Below are 23154 nucleotides of genomic sequence, written 5' to 3'. Positions count from 1 at the left end.
CCCTCTCCCCTCCGGGGAGAGGGCTGGGGTGAGGGGCGGTTCCGGGCGCAGCAGTGCTGGGCGGCCCCTCACCCCGACCCTCTCCCCGGAGGGGAGAGGGAGTACGTTACGCCGCTTCGCGCGCGCTCAGATAGCCGATGACGGTGCCGAGCTGTTCGCGCAGATCCTTGCGGTGGACGACCATGTCGATCATCCCGTGCTCGAGATAATATTCCGACGTCTGGAAATCGTCGGGCAGCTTCTCGCGGATCGTGCTCTCGATCACGCGGCGGCCTGTGAAGGCCAGCGTCGCCTTGGGCTCGGCGATCTGCACGTCACCGAGCATCGCATAGGCCGCCATCACGCCGCCCGAGGTCGGATCGGTCAGCACGACGATATAGGGCAGCCCCGCATCGTGGAGCATCTGGATCGCAACCGTGCTGCGCGGCATCTGCATGAGGCTAAGAATGCCCTCCTGCATGCGCGCGCCGCCGCTCGCGGTGAAGATCACATAGGGCACGTGGTCCTCGATCGCCGCCTCGACGCCGCGGACGAACGCCTCGCCGACCGCGAGCCCCATCGAGCCGCCCATGAAGCCGAAATCCTGCACGCCGACGACGACGCGGTGGCCGTCGATCGCGCCGCGGGCGTTGATCAGCGCATCCTGCTCGCTATTGTCGGTGCGCGCCGCCTTGAGGCGATCGGTGTAGCGCTTCTGGTCGCGGAACTTGAGCGGATCCTCGGGCACTTTCGGCGCGGGGAGCTCGCTGCAGCTGCCCTCGTCGAACAGCTGTGCGAAGCGGACCTTCGGCCCGATGCGGTCGTGATGATCGCATTTCGGGCAGACGTAGAGATTGTCCTCGAGTTCCTTGGTGAAGACCATCTGCCCGCAGCCCTTGCACTTGTGCCAGAGATTCTCGGGCGTCTCGCGCTTTGCAACGAAGGGCAGGACGTTGCGGACGCTGTTGAGCCAGCTCATGCCCCAATCTCCATGGGAATTTCCTTTCGGGCCGACGCGACGGCATCGGCGAGAGATTTGATATAGGCGCGGACGGGCTCGGCCGCAGCGGTGCCGTGCTGCGCGACGAGTTCGACGATCGCCGAGCCGACCACGACCCCATCGGCGACGCGCGCGACATTGGCGGCCTGTTCGGGCGTGCGGATGCCGAAGCCGACCGCGACCGGGATGTCCGTCTGCGCTTTCAGCCGCGCGACGGCGTCTTCGATCGAGCCCTGCTGCGCCTGTTGCAGTCCGGTGATTCCGGCGACCGAGACGTAATAGAGGAACCCGCTCGCGCCATCGAGCACGGTCGGCAGGCGCGCGGCATCGGTCGTGGGCGTGGCGAGGCGGATCAGGTCGATCCCCGCGGCGCGCAACTGCGGTCCGAGCGCATCGTCTTCCTCGGGCGGTACGTCGACGCAGATCACGCCATCGACTCCGGCGGCGGCGGCGGCCTGCGCGAACCAGTCCGCGCCGCGCCGGAGCATCGGGTTGCCGTAACCCATCAAAACGAGCGGCGTGTCCGGATGCCGCGCGCGGAACGCGGTCGCGATCGCGAGGATGTCCGCGGTGCGTGTTCCCTGCGCGAGGCTGCGGATGTTCGCGGCCTGGATCGCGGGGCCGTCGGCCATCGGATCGGTGAACGGCATGCCGAGCTCGATCGCATCCGCGCCGCCCGCGACGAGCGCGTCGAGGATCGTAGCTGTCGCGGCGGTCGACGGATCGCCCGCCGTGACGAACGCGACGAGCGCTGCTCGACCGGCGGCTGCGGTGCGCGCAAAGGTGGCGGCGAGGCGGCTCAAATCGCCACCCCGAGTGCTTCGGCGACCGTGAAGATGTCCTTGTCGCCGCGGCCGCACAGGTTGGCGAGGATGATCTGGTCCTGCCGCATCGCGCGCGCCTTCTTCGTCACCGTCGCAATGGCATGCGATGGTTCGAGCGCGGGGATGATGCCTTCGGTGCGGCACAGCAACTGGAACGCGTCGAGCGCCTCGGTATCGGTCGCGCTGTCATATTGCACGCGGCCGATGTCGCGCAGCCACGCATGCTCGGGGCCGATGCCGGGATAGTCGAGCCCGGCCGAGATCGAATGCGCCTCGGTAATCTGGCCGTCCTCGTCCTGCAACAGATAGGTCTTGTTGCCGTGGAGCACGCCGGGGAAGCCCCCCGCCAGGCTCGCCGCGTGCTGCTTGTCGAGCCCGTGGCCCGCCGCCTCGACGCCGAGCATCTGCACGTCGGCATCGTCGAGAAACGGATGGAACAGCCCGATCGCGTTCGATCCGCCGCCGATCGCGGCGACGAGCATGTCGGGCAGGCGACCGGTCCGCGCGAGCATCTGCGCGCGCGCCTCGGTGCCGATCACGCTCTGGAAATCGCGGACCATCTCGGGATAGGGGTGGGGCCCCGCGGCGGTGCCGATGATGTAGAAGGTGTCGTGGACGTTCGCGACCCAGTCGCGCATGCCCTCGTTCATCGCGTCCTTCAGCGTGTGCGCGCCGCTGGTAACGGGGCGGACCTCGGCGCCGAGCAGCTTCATGCGGAACACGTTGGGCGCCTGACGCTCGACGTCCTTGGCGCCCATGTAGATCACGCACGGCAGGCCGAAGCGCGCGCAGACCGTCGCGGTCGCGACGCCGTGCTGGCCCGCGCCGGTCTCGGCGATGATCCGCGTCTTGCCCATGCGGATCGCGAGCAGGATCTGGCCGATGCAGTTGTTGATCTTGTGCGCGCCGGTGTGATTCAGCTCGTCGCGCTTGAACCAGATCTGCGCGCCCATGCCTTCGGGAGCGGACTCGCGCAGCGCCTCGGTCAGGCGTTCGGCATAGTAGAGCGGGCTTGGGCGGCCGACATAATGTTCGAGCAGGTCGTCGAACTGCGCCTTGAACGCAGGGTCGGCCTTGGCGGCGCGGTACGCCTCGTCGAGTTCGAGGACGAGCGGCATCAGCGTCTCGGCGACATAGCGTCCGCCGAAGTCGCCGAAATGGCCGCGCTCGTCGGGCTGGGCGCGGTAGGAATTGGGGGCGAGGGGAGCGTTCATGGGACGCGCTTTAGCACCTCGGTACGGTGCGCCAAGCCCTTGTATCCCCGCGAAGGCGGGGATCCAGTCTGGGCACCCGCCTTCGCGGGTGACCATGTCAGGCGGTGGTGGCCTTCAGGAACGCCGCGATCTTCGTTTCATCCTTGGTACCGGGCGCGGTTTCGACGCCCGAGGACACGTCGACCAGTTCTGCTCCCGTTCGCCGGATCGCCTCTCCAACGTTCGCCGGATCGAGCCCGCCCGACAGCGCCCAGGGGAGGGGGTGCTTGAACCCGTCGAGCAGGTCCCAGTCGAACCGAAGCCCCATGCCGCCGGGCAGCGCGGCCGAGTCGGGCGTCTTCGCGTCGTACAGGACGCGGTCCGCGACCCCTGCAAACCCATGCGCGGCATCCAAATCGCTGCGCGTGCGCACCGCCACGGCCACCCAGGTCTCGGTCCCGAACTTCGCGCGGATTGCGGCGGCGCGCGTAGGTGTCACCTTGTGAAGCTGCAGGACGTCGAGTGCTGCCGACGCGACCGCCTGTTCGAGCATATCGTCCTCCGGATCGACGAACACGCCGACCTTGGCGACGTGCCCCGGCACGCGCGCGGCGAGTTCCGCGGCCTTGGCGAACGTCACGTGGCGCGGCGAGGCGGGGAAGAAGACGAAGCCCACATGGCTCGCGCCGTGCCGGATCGCGGCGTCGAGCGTCGCGGGGGTGGAGAGGCCGCAGATCTTGGCGGTGGTCATGGTGTTCCTTTTATGCCTCCGAGCGAGAGAGGCGTGGGCCACCCTCGCAACCCCCCGTCATCCTGACGAAAGTCAGGACCCAGAGTACCATGCGCTGCCCTGAGTAACCCTGAATCCTGACTTTCGTCAGGATGACGGAAGGGGGCATGATTGCGCGGGGGCCGCCCGTCAGGATGACGAGGCCAATTTACAGCGTCGCGCCGATCGCACGCGCGGCGGTGTCGGGGTCTTCGGCCTGCGTGATCGGACGGCCGACAACCAGGATCGAGGCCCCCGCGTCGAGCGCCTGGCGGGGCGTGACGACGCGTTTCTGGTCGCCGGTCTGGCCGTCGGGCAGCCGCACGCCGGGCACCACGAAGAATCCCTTGGGCCAGATCGCCTTCGCCGCGGCGACCTCGGCGCCCGAGCAGACGATACCGTCGACGCCCGCCTCGTGCGCGAGTTCGGTCAGCCGCGAGACCTGGTCATGCGCGCTGCCGGTGATGCCCGTCGCGGCGAGATCGGACGCGTCGAGACTCGTCAACATCGTCACCGCGATCACCTTGGTATTAGCCGGCGCCGCCGCCTTGGCGTCCTCGAGCATCGCCCGCCCGCCACTTGCATGCACCGTCAGGATCGCCGGGTTCAGCGTCCCGAGTGCCTGCACCGCCTTGGCGACGGTGTTGGGAATGTCGTGCAGCTTGAGATCGAGGAAGATCGGCAGACCGAACTCGGCCATCGCATGGACGCCGGGCTGACCATGCGCTGAGAAGAATTCGAGCCCGAGCTTGATCCCGCCGACATGATGGCGGACGCGAGCGGCGATCGCCTTGGCGCGCGCCAGATCGGGCGTGTCGAGTGCAACATAGATTCGGTTCGTCACAATGTCGTACTCGGTACGGGCGCGATCGTCGTGGTCGTCGTCGATGCGCTTGCGGGTATCGTCGGAGCCGCGGCCGGCGACGTCCGGACCGGTGTCGCAGTGGCCGGATAGGCACCCGCCGGCGGTGTCTGCGCAGCGCGCAGGTCGAGGATCGTGCGCTCGGCGGTCGCGAGCCGCTGACGCAGACGCCAGCGGAGCGCGAGATTGTAGAGCGCGGTCGGGACGAACCCAACGAGGAAGGTGACGAGCAACAGCATCGGCAAATTGACGTCGGCGATCAGCCCGCCCCAGAGCCGGATCGGCACGGTCGCCCAGTTGGCGATGGTGAACACCGCGGCGATGAACGCCAGCAGGCACCAGAACAGGATTTTCAGGAACTGCATGACTTATCCCCTTGCATTTGCGCAGGGGTAATCGTCGAGGTCGGGTTTGGCCAGCCTTGAGCGTCGCGGGATTTTTCGGAGTATTCGCGCGATCACCCGATTTCGCGGCGCAGATCGGCGAAAAGCGCGGGGATCGCTGTCAGCCGGCCCTCCTCCTCATCAAGGATCGCGACGAAGGCGGCGCGCTTGATCGCAGCAACGCGGCCGGGCTTCATCCGGACCGACGCCGGCAACGTCGACACGGTGATGTCAATCATCCGCTCTGCACCGTGCAGCCGCCCCCAGAGATAGTCGTTCTCGCGGTAGGCGCGGCTGAAAAAGGCACCGAAGCTGTTGAACTGGATACCCTTCAGCGTTGCCTCGGCGCCACCCGAGCGGATCGCGACCGCGTCGTCGGGGGCGATCCGGTCGACCTTGATCGGATCGAATTCGTCGAGCCCTTCGCCCTGGAGCAGCGGCAGCGTGGCTGTGTCGAAATAGGGGAAGCCGAGATAGGCGAGCAGCATCGATCGGCGGACGGGCTTGTCGAGCGCCGCGAATGCGTCCGCCAGCCGGACGTCGGTTTCTGCATCGAGCCGCGCCAGGTCGAGCGACTGGCCAAGCGCGTCGAGCAATGCGGTGGCGTCGCCGCGCAGCGACCGGACCGCATGGCGAAGCCCCGTATGCTTGTCGGCGCGCTGGCATTCGAGATAGGCCGAGAGCGCGACGTAGATCGCATCGCGGATCGGGGCGAGCCCGGCCTCGTCGACATCGGCCTCGAGCACGGTCAGGCGTCGTGCCATCAGCCGCAGGCGGCGGATCCGGAACGACAGGTCGAACCGGCGCAGGAAGGCGATCGTCTCCGCACTCGCGCCCCCGCCATGTGCCGCACCGATCGCCTCCGCACCGCTCGCGGTGACCGTCGTCGCGATCGCGGCGCGGATCCGGGCCCAGCGCTCGGGGCCCGGCTCGCCACCGGCATGGTACAGAAGCCCGGTGAGCGTCTCGACGACGCCCGCGACCTTCAAATGGCCATAGGCGGCATAGCCATAGCCCGCGCTGGCCGCGGCCGCCTTCTGCGCGCGCGCGCGCCATGCGACGAGCCGCGCGGCGGTCGGGCGGTTGAGGAAGAGCGTGTGCCCGAACAGCGACTCGACCTCCGCCTCGACGTCGGGACGGATCGCATCGACGATCGCGCGCATCCGGTCGATCTGCGCCGAACGCGCCGCGATCGCGTCGAGATTGTCCCGGATCGGCTGCTGGCGGGGGAGCTCGCTGATCGCGCCGATGATCGTCTGGAAGAAACCCGGCGTACCGTCCTGCGGCGGCAGGCGAAATTTCATCCCGGGCGAGGGGTCGATATACACGAACCGCCGGTCGATCTGGCGACGCGCGGGGCGGTCCTTCAGCGCGTCGATCGCGGGGCGGAACGGGGCATTGGCAAGCACCGACCCGTCGATCAGCACGACCTGCTCGGCGGTATTGGTCGCGGACTGACGCGGCAGGATGCGCTTGAGGAACGCGGCCTTGCCCGGCCATGTCGTCGTCCGCGCATCGAGCACGCCGTCGAGTTCGGCGACGACGAACGGCGGGAACGCCCCCGGAAAGCTCGACGTCGCACGTGCGGCAAACGCAAGCTCGGGAATGTCGGCGAGGCTGTCGGTCGCGATGCCATGATCGGAGAAGTCGACGACGACGCGGTGCTCGGTCTCGACGACTTCGGGCGGCGAATTGAGCTTGAGCCGTTCGGGATGGCCCGTGAAGTCGGTGACGGTGACGTAGAGGTCGAGCGGTTGGCCGGGGGGAAGCAGTCGCGGCCCGCGCGTGCTCGCTGCCATCGCGTCGAACGCATCGAGCAGCAGCCCGGTAAAGGTCGCGCCGCCGAATGGCGGCTCGAACCAGCGCGAGCGGACGAAGTGCGACAGCTTCGCCTTGACCTCCTCGCGCGTTGAATCGTCGAGCGTCTGGACCTTGTCGGCGGTGCGCCCCGCGGCAACCCACGCAAGCGGGAGCGCCCAGGCCTTCGAGAAGCGCGACCGCGGCGCTGCGGTCGAATCGATCAGCGCTTCGACGTCGGCGGAACTCAGCCAGAGGTCGGTCAGCGGGTCGAGGCTCTGGCCGGTCGAAATTGCCTGTGCGAGGAAGATGCCGTTGATCCCGCCCGCACTCGCGCCCGCGATGATGTCGGCAAGGACGCGGACGCGTAATTCGCCCTGCGCCTCGATCTCCTCGAGCAGGTCGCGGTAGACCGCCTGGCTCCCGCTGCCGCGCGGCGTGCCGTCATGATGCCCATGGCTGGCGCGGACGAGGTGCCAGATCTCCTTGGTGATGCCGTGCATGTAGACCGCGAGGCTGATCCCGCCGTAGCAGACAAGGGCGAGGCGAAGTTCCTTCTCGCGCACCGGGTCAGCCGCCGCGGATCCGGAAGGGGGCGATATGGGGGGCGTGGGCGGTCATGCGGGGGCCAGCGTCGCCCAGATCGGCAGGTGATCCGACGCCTTGCGCGCGGCCGGGCTGGTATGCACGCCGCATTCGACGACGCGGAGATCGCGCGATGTCATGATCCGGTCGAGCCGGGCGATCGCATGCCGTGAATGGAAGCTCGCGCCGGTCTCGGCAAAGGTGAAATCGCGGCCGAAATCGCGCAGGCAGCCCGACCCGGCACTCCACTCGTTTAGGTCCCCCATCAACACGGTCGGACGCCGCGCCGCACAGGCGTCGACATGCGCGAGGATCGCCGCGGCCTGTCGCCGCCGCCAGAGCCCCGACAGGTCGAGGTGCATCCCGACGACGCGGATCATCCCGCCCGCCGTGCGGACGTCGGCCATCACCGCGCCGCGCGGTTCGAGCGAGGGGAGATGGATCGCGTCGCACGCCTCGATCGTCGCGGACTTGCGGACGAGCACGACATTGCCATGCCAGCCCATGCTCAGCGCGTTTAGACCGACGGGGATCGGCTTCCAGTCGCTGTGATCTTCGAGCATGTGGAACGGCAGGACGCAGGCGCGTGTGCCGAAGCGCCGGTCCGCCTCCTGCAGCGCGACGACGTCCGCGTCGATCTCGCGCAGGACCTCGATCACGCGTTCGGGATTGCGCCGGCGATCGAGCCCGATGCCCTTGTGGATGTTGTAGCTGGCGACCTTGATCATGTGCGGGGGGATAACGCCGCGGATGCTGCGAGGGTTGCCGAGGTCGCTATTGTCGGGTCGGCGGATCGCAGAGAAGACCAGCGAAGTGGCAGGATGGATAAACGATGTCGAAAGATGGTCGTGATCCTGTGATGCGCAATATTGGTATAGGCGTGCCGTTGAAAACGACAAAATATCGCTTGCGTACGCGATCCCATTAGGGTGTCATGCAAGCATAATAAAGTCAGGGACGAACGATAACGAGCCGAGATGCATGGCATTTCGGTCGATGGGGGAGTGTGCCGGTGTCCGGACCGCAAGGTCCGGCCGCTTGGAAAGGTGAGCGACTTTCCAGGGGAAGCGCCGCGGTTGCGGTGCGTAAACGGGGGCGGCACACATGATCACGCGGCGATCGATTCTACAGCATATCGGCATGGCGGGCGGCGCGGCCGCGACCTTCGGTGCGATGGAGGCACTGGGGATTGCCGGCAACGTCGCGGCGGCGGCGCCGATGCCCGACCTGCCGGCCGGGTTCGGCAAGGGCAAGTCGGTGATCGTGCTGGGCGCCGGGATTGCGGGGCTGGTCGCTGCCTATGAACTTCAGGCTGCCGGGTTCGACGTCACCGTGCTCGAAGCGCGCGACCGGGTCGGCGGGCGCAACTGGACGGTGCGTGACGGCGACCGGATCGTGATGAACGGCGAGGCGGACCAGATCGCGCGGTTTTCGGAGGGCGCCTATTTCAACGCGGGGCCGGCGCGCCTGCCGAGCTTCCATCACCGCATCCTTGGCTATTGCGGCAAACTGGGTGTGCCGCTCGAGGTCGAGATCAATTCCAGCCGCAGCGCCTTCCTGATGAATGCAAAGGGCGACAAGGTGCGGATGCGCACCGCGATCAACGACACGCGCGGCCATGTCGCCGAGCTGCTGATGAAGGCGGTCAACCAGGGATCGCTCGACCAGAGCCTGAGCGCTGCGGACAAGCAGGCGTTGCTGCCGTTCCTCAAGACCTATGGCGACCTCGATCCGCAGGGGCATTTCGCAGGGACGTTGCGCTCGGGGTTCCAGGCGTTTCCCGATGCGGGCGTCGGGGTGTTCGCGCGACCGCCCGCGCCCGTCCCGCTCGGGCAGTTGCTCGCCAACGAACAGCTTCCGGCGATGCTGTTCGAGGACAATGTCTACATGCAGGCGACGATGTTCCAGCCGGTCGGCGGGATGGACCGGATCCCGGCCGGGTTCGAGCGCGCGCTGACGCGCAAGGTCGTGCGCGGCGCCGAGGTGACGCGGATCCGCAATCGCCCCGACAGTGTCGAGATCGCCTGGCGCGATGCCAAGACCGGTGCGGGCCGGATCGCGGTGGCCGACTTTGCCGTGTGCACGATCCCGTTCCCCGTCCTCGCAAAGGTCGATTGCGATTTTGCCAAGCCCGTGACCGAAGCGATCGCCGGCGTGGTCTATGACCATTCGAACAAGGTCGCGTTCGATGCGCCGCGCTTCTGGGAAAAGGACCAGATCTATGGCGGTATCTCGTTCGTCGGGGGCGATACGTCGCTGATCTGGTATCCGAGCGCAGGGCTGTTCAGTCCGCGCGGGATGCTGCTCGCCTGCTATACCTCGGGCGAGCGCGCCGAGGGGTTCGCGAGGCTGCCGATCGCGGATCAGGTCGCGCGCGCGCGCGCCGCGGTCGAGCGGCTGCACCCGGGGCACGGCAAGGACCTGATCAACGGCGTCGCGGTCAACTGGAACAAGGTGCCGTACAGCCTGGGGCCGTGGCCCAACTGGTTCGTCGGGATGGCGGGGCATCAGGAGGGGGACATCGACACCGACGGCTATCGCCTGCTCAACCGGCCGGCGGGGCGCACGGTCTTTGCAAGCGCCGCGCTCAGCCAGACGCCGGGCTGGCAGGAAGGCGCGATCCAGTCCGCGCACCACGCGATCGCGTCCGTTGCAGCGATGCAGCGCGGCGATGGCGTCACCCAGCCGGTCAAAGCGGCGGCGTGATGGCGGATGCGGGGGTGACCGGTGCGGAATCGACCGGTGCGGGATTGGCCGGTGCGGAGGGTGTCGCGGCAAGCGACGGGCGCGGGGTATCGATCCGGGTGGCGACGCGGGCGGACATCCCCGCGCTCGAAGCGCTGATCGCGCGATCCGCCGCCGCGCTGGGGCGCACGTTCTACGCCCCCGATGCGCTGGCGATGGCAATCCGCGACATCTTCGGGGTCGACAGCCAGCTCGTCGACGACGGCAGCTATCTGGTCGCGGAGATCGACGGCAGGCTGGCGGGGTGCGGTGGCTGGAGCCGGTTCGCGACGCTGTTCGGCAGCGACCGCTATGCCGACCGGTCACCGGCCTTGCTGGTGCCCGGACGCGATGCTGCCCGGGTCCGCGCGATGTTCACCGCGCCCGACTATGTCCGCCGCGGCGTCGGTTCGGCGATCATGCACGCCAGCGAGAAGGCGGCGCGCGCAGCGGGGTTCGACGCGCTCGCGCTGATGGCGACATTGTCGGGCGTCGCCTTCTATCGCGGCCATGGTTTCATCGCCGCGGCGGGCGTCACGGTCGACGCGGGCGGAATCGCGGTCCCGTTCGTGCCGATGCACAAGACGCTGCACGATCCAGCCGGCGCCTGACGGAGCCGGCATCACATTCACGGGAGAAACGATAATGGCTTTTGACACGAACATCGCGGCGCGCTGGAGCATCATGGCGGCGGGAGTCGCGGCGGCACTGCTCACGCCGACGACCTGTGCGGCGCAGATCGTCCGGCACGCCAATCCGGGAGCGACGCCCTCGCTGATCCTGCAGAGCGTGACGATCCCGGCGGGGGCGGAGACGCTGGTGCTGTCGGGTCAGCTGGCGGCACCGATCGATCCGTCCAAGCCCGTCACCGGGGTGGACTCGTTCGGCGATACCAGGACGCAGACGATCAGCGTGCTGACCAAGATAAAGGGGATCCTGGCCGAGCATGGCTACACCATGCGCGACGTCTACAAGCTGACGGTGTTCGTCGCGGCGGATCCGAAGCGGACCGATGGAAAGATGGATTTCGCGGGCATGAACGAGGGGTTCAAGATGTTCTTCGGCAATGCGGAGAACCCCGAAACCGTCGCGCGGTCGACCATACAGGTCGCAGCACTCGCGGGGCCCAATTTCCTCGTAGAGATCGAGGCGACGGCGGCACGCGTCGTGGCGAAGCGCTAGGGCGAGCCGGCGGTCACGGCCTGAAAAGAGCCCCGCGGTCCTGACGGTCGTCAGGACCGCGGGGTGAGCAGGGCGGCTGATGTGCCGCCCCATTGGATCACTTCGAGCGTTCGACCTGTTCGAACTCGAGCTCGACGGGCGTCGCGCGGCCGAAGATCGAGACCGACACCTTGACGCGGCTGCGGTCGAAATCGAGTTCCTCGACCAGACCGTTGAAGCTCGCGAACGGACCGTCGAGCACCTTGACCTGATCGCCGATCTCGTAGTCGACCTTGACCTTCTGCTTGGGCGCAGCAGCGGCCTCTTCCTTGCTGTTGAGCATCCGCGTGGCTTCCGCCTCGCTGATCGCCTGCGGCTTGCCCATGCTGCCGAGGAAGCCGGTCACCTTGGGGGTGTTCTTGACGAGGTGATAGACGTCGTCGTTCATGTTCAGCTTGGCGAGCACATAGCCCGGCATGAACTTGCGCTCGACCGCGATCTTCTTGCCGCGACGGGCCTCGGTGATCGTCTCGGTCGGGACTTCGATCTGCTCGACGAGCTGTTCGAGACCCATGCGGGTCGCCTCTGCCATGATCGAGTCGCGGACCTTGCCCTCGAAACCCGAATAGGCGTGAATGATGTACCAGCGCGCCATGTGCGGACCTTATTGAGCGAGTTTCAGAAGGGCGGTGACGATCGCCTGAAGGATCGAGTCGACGCCGAAGAAGAAGACCGCGAGGATCGTCGTCATGATGACGACCATCACGCCGGTCATGATCGTCTCGCGACGCGTCGGCCACGTGACCTTGGAGGTTTCCGTGCGGACCTGCCGGATGAATTCGAGTGGGGACGTTTTAGCCACGATGCTGTTCGAACCCGCCTGATTGGGAAAAGAAGGAAGCAAGTCATAGACCCGTTACCCGCTTCTTGTGAAGGGCGCCCCGGTGAGGGCAGCCTGCAAGAGCAGGGGCGTGGGTCCGGTCTGCTGTCGGATGGCGGCGCAGATAGCTTCCGCGCAGGGGGAACGCAAGGGGGCGCACGGCGAGGGGCCGGGGCGCGGCCGATGGGACTCGTAATGGGGAGGGCGCGCGACAGCGTGGGCGATTGGGGAGGAAGGTACGGGGGAGAGCGATTGGCTCGATCCCCCGTCGGCCGTCTGCCGGTGCCGGTCATGCCGGCGGCTCCGCTCCCACGTTTCTGTTTTATTGTCCGGCGTGACGATCGCGTGATCTGGATACACCTGCTGCGGACGAAAAAAAAGGCCGGTCAGAGACCGGCCATGAAAGTTTTAGGAGAGGATGCCTGAAAGGCACACTCTTTGTGCATCGCAGCACCGAACTTCACAACTGCGCAAATTGCATTAACAAATGCATTTCTTGCAATCGTGATACTCGCAACGAAGCGAGGTCCCTGGACGCGATGGTCGAGGTGCCGGATGCGGACGACGATGCGAGAAATGGCAGGAGTGCTCGGATTCGAACCGAGGGCCTTCGGTTTTGGAGACCGACGCTCTAACCAACTGAGCTACACTCCTGTGCGGTGGCGGGCTCTAGCGCCATGTCCGGGGGAGGGCAAGCACCCGATCATGCGATCGTGACGATTGCCGTTCGTGCAACCGGCGGGCACGCGTCGTCTGCGAGATGGTGTCAGCGGCTAAGGCCGTGAGTCGGCGCGCGCCGCGTGTCAGGCGTCGGGGTGACGATGGCCGATGCGCAGGATAGGAAGCGGGCAAAGGGAGCCTGATATGTCACGTTATTTCCGCCGCGCGGTCGCGCGCGTCACCGTCCTGCCTGCCGCGCTGATGCTGGTTGCAGCGGATCAGCCGCCCGCCGTTCCCGATTTCGGACCGATGCTCGAGCGGTTCGCCTATCCCTGGCCGGTCCAGACGATGGAGGTCGATATCATCGGCGCGCCCGCGCAGATGGCGTTCATGGATATTGCGCCGCAGCGCCCCAATGGCCGCACCGTCGTGCTGCTCCACGGGAAGAATTTCTGCGGCGCGACCTGGGGGAGCGCGGCGCGCGCGCTGAGCGGCGCCGGCTACCGCGTGATCGTTCCCGACCAGATCGGCTTCTGCAAGTCGTCCAAGCCGCGCGCGGCGCAGTACAGCTTCGAGATGCTCGCGACGTTCACGCGGCGGTTGCTCGAATCGCGGGGGATCCCGCGCGCCACGATCGTCGGGCATTCGATGGGCGGGATGCTCGCGATGCGCTACGCGATCCTGTACCCGGCGGCGGTCGAGCGGCTGGTTCTCGTCAATCCGCTCGGGCTGAGGGACCGCTCGGAGGATGGTGTGCCCTATACCGATGTCGATACCTTGTGGGCCGGCGAGAAGAAGACGAGCTACGCGTCGATCAAGGCGTATCAGCTCGAGAACTATTATCACGGAACGTGGAAGCCGTCCTATGACCGTTGGGTCTGGATGCAGGCGGGCATGTACCAGGGGGCAGGGCGTGACAGCGTGGCGCTCGCGCAGGCGAAGGCCAGCGAAATGATCCGAACGCAGCCGGTCGCGCACGAGCTGTACCGCGTCACGCCGCCGACCACGCTGATCGTCGGTACGCTCGACAAGACCGCCTTCGGCCGCGCGCAGGCCCCGGCGAACCTGCGCAAGTTCCTCGAGGCGATCCCCGTGATCGCGCCGCGCGCGGTGAAGCAGATGCCCAATGCGACGCTGCTGACGCTCGACGGGCTCGGCCATTCGCCGCAGGTCGAGGATCCGGAGCGATTCGAGAAGACGCTGCTGACTGTGATCGGGGCGCGGTCACGGTAGGGCCGGCCAGCGGTCCTCCCCCGTTTGGGGGCGGATTGCAGGCGTCGCAAACCGATTCCGGCCCGTTGACCCGCGCCGCGTCCTGACCTATAGGCGCGCCCTGTTCTTCGGGAGTGTTTCCCGCCGGGCATGCTTGAACATTGCTGGATGCATTCCAGGACCTGAGGGGCGCCGTGTGCGCGTCGATGGTCCTTTTTGTATTCTCAGGCGCCTCAATGGCTCCAGCAAAGTAACCATTTGAAAGGTGAAGGCTTCAATGCCGACGATCAACCAGCTGGTCCGCAAGGGCCGCGATCCGCAGAAGGCCAAGTCGAAGGTCCCTGCGATGGAAGCCAACCCGCAGAAGCGCGGCGTTTGCACCCGCGTCTACACGACGACCCCAAAGAAGCCGAACTCGGCTCTGCGCAAGGTGGCCAAGGTTCGCCTGACCAACCAGCGCGAAGTCATCAGCTACATCCCGGGCGAGGGCCACAATCTTCAGGAGCATTCGGTTGTCCTGATCCGTGGCGGTCGTGTCCGCGATCTTCCGGGTGTTCGCTATCACGTCCTGCGCGGCGTGCTCGATACACAGGGTGTGAAGGACCGGCGTCAGTCGCGTTCCAAGTACGGCGCCAAGCGTCCGAAGTAAGCCGATCAGGTATCTGATCACACAGGCTGAAGTTTAGAAGGAATATAAAATGGCACGTCGTCGTCGTCCCGAAAAGCGGGTCATCCTGCCTGATCCCAAGTTCGGGGATGAGGTTCTGTCGAAGTTCATGAACAGCGTCATGCTGGACGGCAAGAAGTCCGTCGCAGAGCTGATCGTGTACGGTGCATTCGAAACCGTCGAGAGCCGCGCAAAGCGCGATCCGATCGGCGTGTTTCACGATGCGCTGAACAACGTGAAGCCGGGCATCGAAGTTCGTTCGCGTCGCGTCGGTGGTGCAACCTACCAGGTTCCCGTCGAAGTGCGTCCCGAGCGTGCACAGGCGCTGGCGATCCGCTGGCTGATCGGTGCGGCACGTTCGCGCAGCGAGAACACGATGGCCGCACGGCTGTCGGGCGAGCTGATGGACGCCGCGAACAACCGCGGCAACGCGGTCAAGAAGCGCGAAGACACGCACCGGATGGCAGAAGCCAACCGTGCATTCTCGCACTATCGCTGGTAACAGCGGGCTTCGAAGCCTAGCATTGGTAACCGTGTCACGGGCGGTCTTTCGCCCGTAACGCAAACACCTATATATTGGGGAGCCGGCACGTTCGGCTCCCCATATCCTTAAGGAAGCACGATCATGGCCCGCAGCCATCCGCTCGAACGTTACCGTAACATCGGCATCATGGCGCACATCGACGCCGGCAAGACGACGACGACCGAGCGCATCCTCTATTACACCGGCAAGTCCTACAAGATCGGCGAAGTGCACGAAGGCACCGCGACGATGGACTGGATGGAGCAGGAGCAGGAGCGCGGGATCACGATCACGTCGGCTGCAACCACCTGCAAGTGGCGCGCCGAAGAAGGTAAGGGCGAAGAGCACCTTATCAACATCATCGACACGCCCGGCCACGTCGACTTCACGATCGAAGTCGAGCGTTCGCTGCGCGTCCTCGACGGCGCGGTCGCATGCTTCGACGGCGTTGCCGGCGTCGAGCCGCAGTCCGAGACCGTGTGGCGTCAGGCCGACAAGTACGGCGTGCCGCGCATGTGCTTCGTCAACAAGCTCGACCGCACCGGTGCCGACTTCTATTTCTGCGTCGACTCGATCATCGAACGCCTCGGCGCGCGTCCGGCGGTCCTGTACTTGCCGATCGGCATGGAAGGGGGCTTCAAGGGCCTCGTCGACCTCGTCGAGAACCGCGCGATCATCTGGCTCGAAGAGAGCCTGGGCGCGAAGTTCGAATATCAGGACATCCCGGCCGACATGGCCGACAATGCCGCCAAGTATCGCAGTGACCTGATCGAGATGGCCGTCGAGCAGGACGATGCTCTGATGGAAGCCTATCTCGAGGGTAACGAGCCAAGCGTCGCCGACCTCAAGAAGCTGATCCGCAAGGGTACGCTCAGCATGGCATTCGTGCCGGTGGTCTGCGGTTCGGCGTTCAAGAACAAGGGCGTCCAGCCCCTGCTCGACGCCGTGGTCGACTATCTGCCTTCGCCGCTCGACGTTCCCGCGATCCAGGGCTTGAAGCTCGACGGCGTGACGCCGGACGAGCGTCCTTCGTCGGACGAGGTTCCGTTCTCGGCGCTGGCGTTCAAGATCATGAACGATCCGTTCGTCGGCACGCTGACCTTCGCCCGCATCTATTCGGGCAAGCTGGAGACCGCATCGCAGGTCACCAACTCGGTCAAGGACAAGAAGGAAAAGGTCGGCCGCATGCTGCTCATGCATGCGAACAGCCGTGAGGACATCCAGGAAGCCTTCGCTGGCGACATCGTCGCGCTCGCAGGCCTCAAGGACACGACGACGGGCGACACGCTCTGCGCGATGAACGCACCGATCATCCTCGAGCGGATGGAATTCCCCGAGCCCGTGATCGAGCTTTCGGTGGAGCCGAAGACGAAGGCCGATCAGGAGAAGATGGGCGTCGCGCTCAATCGTCTCGCACGCGAGGACCCCTCGTTCCGCGTGTCGTCGGACCCCGAGTCGGGCCAGACCATCATCAAGGGCATGGGCGAGCTCCATCTTGAGATCCTGGTCGACCGCATGAAGCGTGAGTTCAAGGTCGAGGCCAATGTCGGCGCGCCGCAGGTGGCGTATCGCGAGTACCTCAAGAAGCCGGTCGACATCGACTACACGCACAAGAAGCAGTCGGGTGGTACCGGGCAGTTCGGTCGCGTGAAGGTGAAGCTGACGCCGGGCGAGCGCGGGTCGGGCATCACGTTCAAGGACGAGATCAAGGGCGGCAACATTCCGAAGGAATATCTGCCTGCGATCGAGAAGGGCTTCCGCGAGACCGCCGCGTCGGGTTCGCTGGTCGGCTTCCCGATCATCGATTTCGAGATCGTGCTGTATGACGGCGCGTATCACGACGTCGACTCGTCGGCACTGGCGTTCGAAATCTGTGCACGTGGCGCAATGCGCGAAGCCGCACAGAAGTCGGGTATCACGCTGCTCGAGCCGGTCATGAAGGTTGAGGTCGTTACCCCGGAGGACTATCTGGGCGACGTCATCGGCGACATGAACAGCCGTCGTGGACAGATCCAGGGCACCGACAGCCGCGGCAACGCGCAGACGGTCGAAGCGATGGTGCCACTGGCCAACATGTTCGGCTATGTGAATTCGCTCCGCTCGTTCACGCAGGGCCGTGCACAATACTCGATGCAGTTCTCGCATTACGACGAAGTGCCGCAGAACGTCGCTGACGAGGTGAAGGCGAAACTGGCCTAACCCTTTAAGGGGGTAGGGCTAGCGTCAGGCTTTAACAGCCGCTATGGGGCCGCGTTCGCGCGGTTCCCGGTGTGGCACCGGAATACGAATCAGAAGGTAGGAAACAATGGCCAAGGCAAAATTTGAGCGGAACAAGCCGCATCTCAACATCGGCACCATCGGTCACGTCGATCATGGCAAGACGTCGCTCACCGCTGCGATCACGAAGGTTCTGGCAGAGACGACCGGCGGTACCGCTGTCGACTTCGCCAACATCGACAAGGCTCCCGAGGAGCGTGAGCGCGGCATCACGATCTCGACCGCACACGTCGAGTACGAGACGGCCAACCGTCACTACGCGCACGTCGATTGCCCGGGCCACGCCGATTATGTGAAGAACATGATCACCGGCGCAGCCCAGATGGACGGCGCGATCCTCGTCGTCTCGGCGACCGATGGCCCGATGCCACAGACCCGTGAGCACATCCTGCTCGCACGCCAGGTCGGCGTGCCTGCGATGGTCGTGTTCATGAACAAGGTCGATCTGGTCGACGACGAGGAAATCCTCGAGCTGGTCGAGATGGAAATCCGCGAGCTGCTCAGCTCGTACGACTTCCCGGGCGACGACATCCCCGTCATCAAGGGTTCGGCAACCTGCGCACTTTCGGGTTCGAACCAGAAGCTCGGCGCCGACGCCGTCACCGAGCTGATGCAGGCTGTCGACGACTACATCCCGCAGCCCGAGCGTCCGCTCGACAAGCCGTTCATGATGCCGATCGAGGACGTGTTCTCGATCTCGGGTCGTGGTACGGTTGTCACCGGCCGCGTCGAGACGGGCATCGTCAAGGTTGGCGAGGAAGTCGAGATCGTCGGTATCCACCCGACCGTTCGCAAGACCACGGTCACGGGCGTCGAGATGTTCCGCAAGCTGCTCGACCAGGGCCAGGCTGGCGATAACGTCGGCGCGCTGATCCGCGGCGTTGCACGTGACGAAGTCGAGCGTGGCCAGGTGCTCTGCAAGCCAGGCACGATCAAGCCGCACACCGACTTCAACTCGGAAGTGTACGTGCTGTCGAAGGAAGAGGGTGGCCGTCACACGCCGTTCTTCGCCAACTACCGCCCGCAGTTCTACTTCCGTACGACGGACGTGACCGGCACCGTCGAGCTGCCTGAGGGCACCGAGATGGTCATGCCAGGCGACAACGTGTCGCTCGGCATCAAGCTGATCGCCCCGATCGCCATGGACGTGGGCCAGCGCTTCACGATCCGCGAAGGCGGCCGTACCGTCGGTGCAGGCGTCGTGAGCCAGATCGACAAGTAAGCGTCTTCTCCTTCGGGAGGTGATCGAAAAGAGCCCGGCTTCTCGCGAGAGAGGTCGGGCTTTTTCGTGTTTGGGGCGGGCGTGTGGAAGTGGCTCGACAAACTCGTTCGGGGTAGTCCGCTTGCGCCCAATTGCAGACATTGCGCCTGTCAGGCAAAAGGCCACGATGAGCTATGACTTGATGGTGTTCGACCCAAGGATCGCTCCGCGCGACCGCGAGGGTTTCCTAAACTGGTATAGTGCGCAGACCGAGTGGGTTGAGGAACACTCCTATGACGATCCCAAAGTCACAACACCTGCTCTAGCAGGTTGGTTCGCCGAGATATCTGGAGGATTCCCCCCGATGAACGGCCCTTTAGCGTCTACTGATTGCGACGATTTAAGGGTTACTGACTACTCGATCGGGAGGTCGGTCATCTACGCGGCTTTCGCATGGTCGCAGGCAGAATTGGCTTTCGCAGCAGTTGATCGTCTCGCAGCAAAGCATGCTGTCGGCTTTTTCGATGTGAGCAGCAACGAGGGACTTATTCGCTTTCCCTGAGCGTCTGCTTCCCTCCCCAGTTCTGCCATTCGGCTTCCGGCTCGGTCCTCCCCCGCTAGGGGGAGGTGGCGCCGGAGGCGTCGGAGGGGGAGGGGGCGATTAGCTTTCAAGTGTGATTCGCCGTTGAAGTGCGATGGAGGTGATCTGGCGGACGACGTCGTCGAGGCTGGCTAGCATTTCGCGGGCTGGGTAGCGGAGAACCCGGATGTCTTGGGCAACCAGCCAGGCGTCGCGCGTTGCGTCTCGTTCGGGACGGTTGCCGTGGTCGTGGGCTTCGCCGTCGACCTCGATCGCGAGTCGGGCTGGGGCGCGGTAGAAGTCCAGGACGTATCTCCCTGCGGCATGTTGCCGTCTGAAGCGCAGGCCTGCCTCGTTGCCGCGTAGCGCTAGCCACAACGCGATCTCCGGCGGGGTCATCTGTTTCCGCAGCCGCTTGGCGTTGCCGCGGCCGGGTAGGGATCCTTCGAGCCGCATCGCTTTCCTCCCCCTCCGTCACGCTTTGCGTGCCACCTCCCCCTGGCGGGGGAGGATTGTTTGTGAGCGCATGCTAATTATCACATCCTCCCCCGCCAGGGGGAGGTGGCGCCGTAGGCGTCGGAGGGGGAGGATAGGGCAGCGTGGGCCAATGCTCCCTTGGTCGCCGCCAACCCGTCGAAAACCGTCTCCCCCCGGTTGCATTTCACCCGACTCTCCCGTAATGGCCCGCCTTCGGTTTAAACATCAACCAGCAAGAGCCCGGAAACGGGCCCGCTCTTTCGCATCGGTAGGGACTATGGACAGCAATATCCGCATTCGTCTGAAGGCGTTCGATCACCGTGTGCTCGATCAGGCCACTGGCGACATCGCCGACACCGCACGCCGCACCGGCGCGCTCATCCGCGGTCCGATTCCCCTTCCGACGCGCATCGAAAAATTCACCGTGAACCGCGGCCCGCACATCGACAAGAAGTCGCGCGAGCAGTTCGAGGTGCGCACGTACAAGCGTATGCTGGATATCGTCCAGCCGACGCCGCAGACGGTCGATGCGCTGATGAAGCTGGACCTCGCCGCTGGCGTTGACGTCGAGATCAAGCTCGCCTAAGGGCGAGCGCGGCGCGGTCGACCGGTAACGGTCCCGCGCCGTTCGACATTGGGATACCGCCGTCGGTGCAAACCGACGGGGCAGCGTCCCCCGTCACGCTCCCGCATTCGCAGGAGCACCAGCCCGGGACGGGGCGCGTTTCGTATTTACCGGGTTGATCCGACTCCATTCAGGGCATTTGCCGGGAATGGGGTCAGGTGGATGCATCATGGAGCTTGCTCCGGACATGGTCCGCAAGCCCCCGAGGAATAGTCCGACGGGGCCTCTGTCTAGGAAGGGACAAGATCATGCGTACTGGCGTGATCGCGAAGAAGATGGGGATGACCCGCCTGTTCCAGGAAGATGGTCGGCACGTGCCGGTCACCGTTCTGGCACTCGAAGGCAATCAGGTCGTTTCCGTTCGCGAAATGGATCGTGACGGCTACACCGCCGTCCAGCTTGGTGCAGGCGTTGCCAAGTCGAAGAATGTCGCAAAGCCGCAGCGCGGCCATTTCGGCAAGGCCGAAGTGGAGCCCAAGGCTGTCGTCCATGAGTTCCGTGTGAACGCAGACGGCCTGCTCGACGTTGGCGCCGAGATCTCGGCCGACCACTACGTCGCAGGCCAGATCGTCGATATCCAGGGCAAGACCCAGGGTAAGGGCTTCCAGGGCGGCATGAAGCGTTGGGGCTTCGGCGGTCTGCGGGCAACCCACGGCGTGTCGGTCTCGCACCGTTCGCTCGGTTCGACCGGTCAGCGCCAGGATCCGGGCAAGGTCTTCAAGAACAAGAAGATGGCCGGCCACATGGGCGACAAGTATCGTACCCAGCAGAACCTCGAGATCGTATCGACGGACGTCGAGCGTGGTCTCCTGTTCGTCAAGGGTTCGGTTCCTGGCTCCAAGGGCGGCTGGCTCTTCGTCAAGGACTCGGTGAAGGTCGCGCGCCACGCCGACGCACCGTTCCCCGCCGGTCTCAAGACCACCAACAGCAACACTGCAGCAGACACGCCGGCCGAAACGACCGACGCACCTGCAGCCGACGGCCAGGAGGGCTGAGCGTGAAGATCAAGGTTTCATCTTTCGCCGGTACCGACGCTGCGGACATCGAGCTCAACGACGAGGTCTTCGGCCTCGATCCGCGCGCCGACATCCTGCACCGTGTCGTCACCTGGCAGCTCGAGAAGCGTCGCGAGACGGCTCGCGGCACCCGTGAGCGCGCAGACGTCGCCCGCACCGGCAAGAAGTTCGGTCGCCAGAAGGGCGGCGGTACGGCGCGTCACGGCGATCGTCGCGCACCTGTGTTCATCGGTGGTGGCAAGGCACACGGCGCCCGCGTCCGTGACTTCAACCCGTCGCTGAACAAGAAGGTTCGCGCACTCGGCCTGCGCATGGCGCTCAGCAGCCACGCCAAGGCGGGTTCGCTGGTCATCATGGACAGCCTGGCTGTCGAGGGTGGCAAGACCAAGACGCTGCTCGGCGATCTCGCCAAGCTCGGCTTCGGCAAGCGTGCGCTCGTCATCGACGGCGACATGGTCGACACCAGCTTCGCATTCGCTGCGGGCAACCTGTACGAAGTGAACGTGATGCCGGCAGCCGGCGCCAATGTTTACGACATCCTGAAGCATGACACGCTGGTGCTGACGCGCGCCGCTGTCGAAAAGCTGGAGGCGCGCTTCCATGGCTAAGAAGCAGAAGGGCACGATCGATAACCGTCATTACGACGTTATCCTCGCGCCACACATCACCGAGAAGACGACGACCCTGTCGGAGCACAACGCGGTGGTGTTCAAGGTGTCCAACGACGCCACGAAGCCCGAAATCAAGGCGGCCGTCGAGGCGCTGTTCGACGTGAACGTCGTCGGCGTGAACACGCTCGTCCAGAAGGGCAAGACCAAGAAGTGGAAGGGCACGAACTATTCGCGCTCGGACATGAAAAAGGCAATCGTGACGTTGAAGGACGGTCAGTCCATCGACGTGACGACGGGGATCTGAGGCCATGGCACTCAAGCATTATAATCCGACATCGCCGGCACGCCGCGGTCTCATCCTGGTCGACAAGTCGTCGCTCTGGAAGGGTCGCCCCGTCAAGGCGCTGACCGAAGGCAAGCACAAGACCGGCGGTCGTAACAACAAGGGCCATGTGACCTCGCGCGGCATCGCCGGCGGTCACAAGCAGAAGTACCGCTACATCGACTTCAAGCGTCGCAAGTGGGACGTCGAGGGCATCGTCGAGCGGATCGAGTATGATCCCAACCGCACCGCGTTCATCGCCCTGGTCAAGTACCCGGACGAAGAGCTGGCCTACATCCTGGCGCCGCAGCGTCTGGGCGTCGGCGACAAGGTGATCGCGGCCAAGAAGACCGACGTGAAGCCAGGCAATGCCATGGAACTCGGTCAGATGCCCGTCGGCACCATCGTCCACAACGTGGAGATGAAGCCGATGAAGGGTGGCCAGATCGCCCGTTCGGCCGGCACGTACGTGCAGGTCGTCGGTCGCGACAAGGGCATGGTGATGGTCCGCCTGAACTCGGGCGAGCAGCGCTACATCCGCAGCGATTGCATGGCGACGGTTGGCGCGGTCTCGAACCCCGACAACCAGAACCAGAACCTCGGCAAGGCAGGGCGTTCGCGCTGGATGGGTATCCGTCCGCTGACCCGTGGTGTCGCCAAGAACCCGGTCGACCATCCGCACGGCGGTGGTGAAGGCCGCACCTCGGGTGGCCGTCATCCGGTCACGCCTTGGGGCAAGCCGACGAAGGGTGCTCGCACTCGTCATAACAAGTCGACCGACAAGATGATCATCCGGTCGCGTCACGCGAAGAAGAAGGGCTAAACG

25 protein-coding genes and 1 tRNA gene are annotated in these 23154 nt (G+C 65.3%); 14 read left to right on the top strand and 12 right to left on the bottom strand.

All coding sequences use genetic code 11. The annotated features are described in order from the left end of the window. Positions 1 to 106: 106 nt before the first annotated feature. From accD to ASE72_RS00925, 8 genes are all read right to left on the bottom strand, one after another. The gene (accD, locus tag ASE72_RS00960; RefSeq protein WP_056015575.1) at positions 107 to 958 is read right to left on the bottom strand and encodes an acetyl-CoA carboxylase, carboxyltransferase subunit beta; all 852 of its coding nucleotides are present in this window, start codon (positions 956 to 958) and stop codon (positions 107 to 109) included. Then, positions 955 to 1782: a tryptophan synthase subunit alpha gene (trpA, locus tag ASE72_RS00955; protein WP_056015573.1), complete on the bottom strand. Its 828-nt coding sequence runs from the start codon at positions 1780 to 1782 to the stop codon at positions 955 to 957. Before trpA ends, accD begins: the two co-directional genes overlap by 4 nt. Further along, positions 1779 to 3017, bottom strand: coding sequence for a tryptophan synthase subunit beta (gene trpB, locus ASE72_RS00950; protein WP_056015571.1), 1239 nt, complete (start codon positions 3015 to 3017; stop codon positions 1779 to 1781). Before trpB ends, trpA begins: the two co-directional genes overlap by 4 nt. 97 nt (positions 3018 to 3114) lie before the next feature. After that, positions 3115 to 3747, bottom strand: a complete 633-nt coding sequence (locus tag ASE72_RS00945; protein ID WP_056015569.1) for a phosphoribosylanthranilate isomerase — start codon at positions 3745 to 3747, stop codon at positions 3115 to 3117. 187 nt (positions 3748 to 3934) lie between these two features. Continuing rightward, a complete protein-coding gene (pyrF, locus tag ASE72_RS00940; protein WP_056015567.1) occupies positions 3935 to 4609 on the bottom strand; it encodes an orotidine-5'-phosphate decarboxylase in 675 nt (224 codons plus the stop codon). Further along, positions 4606 to 4992 carry a LapA family protein gene (locus ASE72_RS00935; RefSeq protein WP_082445710.1) on the bottom strand — a complete coding sequence of 129 codons (387 nt, stop codon included), beginning with the start codon at positions 4990 to 4992 and terminating at the stop codon, positions 4606 to 4608. Before ASE72_RS00935 ends, pyrF begins: the two co-directional genes overlap by 4 nt. Before the next feature lie 92 nt (positions 4993 to 5084). Then, complete coding sequence (locus ASE72_RS00930) at positions 5085 to 7373, bottom strand: patatin-like protein (protein WP_056015564.1); 2289 nt, start codon at positions 7371 to 7373, stop codon at positions 5085 to 5087. Positions 7374 to 7424: 51 nt separating this feature from the next. Then, positions 7425 to 8120 carry an endonuclease/exonuclease/phosphatase family protein gene (locus ASE72_RS00925; RefSeq protein WP_056015562.1) on the bottom strand — a complete coding sequence of 232 codons (696 nt, stop codon included), beginning with the start codon at positions 8118 to 8120 and terminating at the stop codon, positions 7425 to 7427. A gap of 376 nt (positions 8121 to 8496) precedes the next feature. Here ASE72_RS00925 and ASE72_RS00920 point away from each other — a divergent pair, with 376 nt between their 5' ends. The 3 genes from ASE72_RS00920 to ASE72_RS00910 are packed head-to-tail and all read left to right on the top strand — an operon-like array spanning position 8497 to position 11298. Continuing rightward, positions 8497 to 10098 (top strand): flavin monoamine oxidase family protein, encoded by a 1602-nt coding sequence (locus ASE72_RS00920; protein WP_327196448.1) that lies wholly within the window; start codon positions 8497 to 8499, stop codon positions 10096 to 10098. A 14-nt stretch (positions 10099 to 10112) separates the two neighbouring features. Then, a complete protein-coding gene (locus ASE72_RS00915; RefSeq protein WP_235532181.1) occupies positions 10113 to 10727 on the top strand; it encodes a GNAT family N-acetyltransferase in 615 nt (204 codons plus the stop codon). A 34-nt stretch (positions 10728 to 10761) separates the two neighbouring features. Continuing rightward, a complete protein-coding gene (locus tag ASE72_RS00910) occupies positions 10762 to 11298 on the top strand; it encodes a RidA family protein (RefSeq protein ID WP_056015560.1) in 537 nt (178 codons plus the stop codon). A 97-nt stretch (positions 11299 to 11395) separates the two neighbouring features. On the opposite strand, the gene nusG is transcribed toward ASE72_RS00910, so the two are convergent. From nusG to ASE72_RS00895, 3 genes are all read right to left on the bottom strand, one after another. Then, positions 11396 to 11932 (bottom strand): transcription termination/antitermination protein NusG, encoded by a 537-nt coding sequence (nusG, locus tag ASE72_RS00905; protein ID WP_031393771.1) that lies wholly within the window; start codon positions 11930 to 11932, stop codon positions 11396 to 11398. A 9-nt stretch (positions 11933 to 11941) separates the two neighbouring features. Further along, on the bottom strand, positions 11942 to 12139 hold the full coding sequence (gene secE / locus ASE72_RS00900; protein WP_056018608.1) for a preprotein translocase subunit SecE: 198 nt from the start codon (positions 12137 to 12139) through the stop codon (positions 11942 to 11944). Between the two features lie 595 nt (positions 12140 to 12734). After that, positions 12735 to 12811: transfer RNA gene (locus tag ASE72_RS00895), tRNA-Trp, on the bottom strand. Between the two features lie 210 nt (positions 12812 to 13021). On the opposite strand from ASE72_RS00895, the gene ASE72_RS00890 reads away from it, so the two are divergent. From ASE72_RS00890 to ASE72_RS00865, 6 genes are all read left to right on the top strand, one after another. Beyond that, positions 13022 to 14050, top strand: coding sequence for an alpha/beta fold hydrolase (locus ASE72_RS00890; RefSeq protein ID WP_056015557.1), 1029 nt, complete (start codon positions 13022 to 13024; stop codon positions 14048 to 14050). Positions 14051 to 14306: 256 nt separating this feature from the next. Next, entirely contained in the window at positions 14307 to 14678 is a 372-nt protein-coding gene (gene rpsL, locus ASE72_RS00885; protein WP_010164594.1) for a 30S ribosomal protein S12, read from the top strand. A 49-nt stretch (positions 14679 to 14727) separates the two neighbouring features. Then, on the top strand, positions 14728 to 15198 hold the full coding sequence (gene rpsG, locus ASE72_RS00880; protein ID WP_031393769.1) for a 30S ribosomal protein S7: 471 nt from the start codon (positions 14728 to 14730) through the stop codon (positions 15196 to 15198). A 123-nt stretch (positions 15199 to 15321) separates the two neighbouring features. Further along, positions 15322 to 17418 carry an elongation factor G gene (gene fusA, locus ASE72_RS00875; RefSeq protein WP_056015555.1) on the top strand — a complete coding sequence of 699 codons (2097 nt, stop codon included), beginning with the start codon at positions 15322 to 15324 and terminating at the stop codon, positions 17416 to 17418. A 106-nt stretch (positions 17419 to 17524) separates the two neighbouring features. After that, positions 17525 to 18718 carry an elongation factor Tu gene (tuf, locus tag ASE72_RS00870; protein WP_031393767.1) on the top strand — a complete coding sequence of 398 codons (1194 nt, stop codon included), beginning with the start codon at positions 17525 to 17527 and terminating at the stop codon, positions 18716 to 18718. A 166-nt stretch (positions 18719 to 18884) separates the two neighbouring features. After that, positions 18885 to 19259 (top strand): hypothetical protein, encoded by a 375-nt coding sequence (locus ASE72_RS00865; RefSeq protein WP_056015553.1) that lies wholly within the window; start codon positions 18885 to 18887, stop codon positions 19257 to 19259. A gap of 99 nt (positions 19260 to 19358) precedes the next feature. Here ASE72_RS00865 and ASE72_RS00860 read toward each other — a convergent pair whose 3' ends face one another. Further along, a complete protein-coding gene (locus ASE72_RS00860; RefSeq protein WP_056015550.1) occupies positions 19359 to 19733 on the bottom strand; it encodes an endonuclease domain-containing protein in 375 nt (124 codons plus the stop codon). A 298-nt stretch (positions 19734 to 20031) separates the two neighbouring features. Here ASE72_RS00860 and rpsJ point away from each other — a divergent pair, with 298 nt between their 5' ends. From rpsJ to rplB, 5 genes are all read left to right on the top strand, one after another. After that, entirely contained in the window at positions 20032 to 20340 is a 309-nt protein-coding gene (gene rpsJ, locus ASE72_RS00855) for a 30S ribosomal protein S10 (protein WP_007406109.1), read from the top strand. Positions 20341 to 20627: 287 nt separating this feature from the next. Continuing rightward, the gene (gene rplC / locus ASE72_RS00850; RefSeq protein WP_055872654.1) at positions 20628 to 21374 is read left to right on the top strand and encodes a 50S ribosomal protein L3; all 747 of its coding nucleotides are present in this window, start codon (positions 20628 to 20630) and stop codon (positions 21372 to 21374) included. A gap of 2 nt (positions 21375 to 21376) precedes the next feature. Further along, positions 21377 to 22003 carry a 50S ribosomal protein L4 gene (rplD, locus tag ASE72_RS00845; protein WP_055872651.1) on the top strand — a complete coding sequence of 209 codons (627 nt, stop codon included), beginning with the start codon at positions 21377 to 21379 and terminating at the stop codon, positions 22001 to 22003. After that, positions 21996 to 22310 (top strand): 50S ribosomal protein L23, encoded by a 315-nt coding sequence (locus ASE72_RS00840; RefSeq protein WP_056015548.1) that lies wholly within the window; start codon positions 21996 to 21998, stop codon positions 22308 to 22310. The genes rplD and ASE72_RS00840 overlap by 8 nt, the downstream gene beginning before the upstream one ends. A 4-nt stretch (positions 22311 to 22314) precedes the next feature. Beyond that, on the top strand, positions 22315 to 23151 hold the full coding sequence (rplB, locus tag ASE72_RS00835) for a 50S ribosomal protein L2 (protein WP_056015546.1): 837 nt from the start codon (positions 22315 to 22317) through the stop codon (positions 23149 to 23151). Positions 23152 to 23154: the final 3 nt, after the last annotated feature.

The sequence above is a fragment of the Sphingomonas sp. Leaf20 genome, from assembly GCF_001421535.1.
In the GTDB taxonomy this organism is placed as follows: Bacteria; Pseudomonadota; Alphaproteobacteria; order Sphingomonadales; family Sphingomonadaceae; genus Sphingomonas.
Note: the sequence above shows the minus strand (reverse complement) of the source record. Positions and strands in the feature narration are given on the sequence as shown.

Excerpts from the sequence above, each read along its gene's own strand:
- accD (WP_056015575.1), bottom strand. The coding sequence starts at position 958 with ATGAGCTGGCTCAACAGCGTCCGCAACGTCCTGCCCTTCGTTGCAAAG.
- trpB (WP_056015571.1), bottom strand. The coding sequence starts at position 3,017 with ATGAACGCTCCCCTCGCCCCCAATTCCTACCGCGCCCAGCCCGACGAG.
- ASE72_RS00945 (WP_056015569.1), bottom strand. The coding sequence starts at position 3,747 with ATGACCACCGCCAAGATCTGCGGCCTCTCCACCCCCGCGACGCTCGAC.
- ASE72_RS00935 (WP_082445710.1), bottom strand. The coding sequence starts at position 4,992 with ATGCAGTTCCTGAAAATCCTGTTCTGGTGCCTGCTGGCGTTCATCGCC.
- ASE72_RS00925 (WP_056015562.1), bottom strand. The coding sequence starts at position 8,120 with ATGATCAAGGTCGCCAGCTACAACATCCACAAGGGCATCGGGCTCGAT.
- ASE72_RS00920 (WP_327196448.1), top strand. The coding sequence starts at position 8,497 with ATGATCACGCGGCGATCGATTCTACAGCATATCGGCATGGCGGGCGGC.
- ASE72_RS00910 (WP_056015560.1), top strand. The coding sequence starts at position 10,762 with ATGGCTTTTGACACGAACATCGCGGCGCGCTGGAGCATCATGGCGGCG.
- nusG (WP_031393771.1), bottom strand. The coding sequence starts at position 11,932 with ATGGCGCGCTGGTACATCATTCACGCCTATTCGGGTTTCGAGGGCAAG.
- ASE72_RS00890 (WP_056015557.1), top strand. The coding sequence starts at position 13,022 with ATGTCACGTTATTTCCGCCGCGCGGTCGCGCGCGTCACCGTCCTGCCT.
- rpsL (WP_010164594.1), top strand. The coding sequence starts at position 14,307 with ATGCCGACGATCAACCAGCTGGTCCGCAAGGGCCGCGATCCGCAGAAG.
- rpsG (WP_031393769.1), top strand. The coding sequence starts at position 14,728 with ATGGCACGTCGTCGTCGTCCCGAAAAGCGGGTCATCCTGCCTGATCCC.
- fusA (WP_056015555.1), top strand. The coding sequence starts at position 15,322 with ATGGCCCGCAGCCATCCGCTCGAACGTTACCGTAACATCGGCATCATG.
- tuf (WP_031393767.1), top strand. The coding sequence starts at position 17,525 with ATGGCCAAGGCAAAATTTGAGCGGAACAAGCCGCATCTCAACATCGGC.
- ASE72_RS00865 (WP_056015553.1), top strand. The coding sequence starts at position 18,885 with ATGAGCTATGACTTGATGGTGTTCGACCCAAGGATCGCTCCGCGCGAC.
- ASE72_RS00860 (WP_056015550.1), bottom strand. The coding sequence starts at position 19,733 with ATGCGGCTCGAAGGATCCCTACCCGGCCGCGGCAACGCCAAGCGGCTG.
- rpsJ (WP_007406109.1), top strand. The coding sequence starts at position 20,032 with ATGGACAGCAATATCCGCATTCGTCTGAAGGCGTTCGATCACCGTGTG.
- rplC (WP_055872654.1), top strand. The coding sequence starts at position 20,628 with ATGCGTACTGGCGTGATCGCGAAGAAGATGGGGATGACCCGCCTGTTC.
- ASE72_RS00840 (WP_056015548.1), top strand. The coding sequence starts at position 21,996 with ATGGCTAAGAAGCAGAAGGGCACGATCGATAACCGTCATTACGACGTT.
- rplB (WP_056015546.1), top strand. The coding sequence starts at position 22,315 with ATGGCACTCAAGCATTATAATCCGACATCGCCGGCACGCCGCGGTCTC.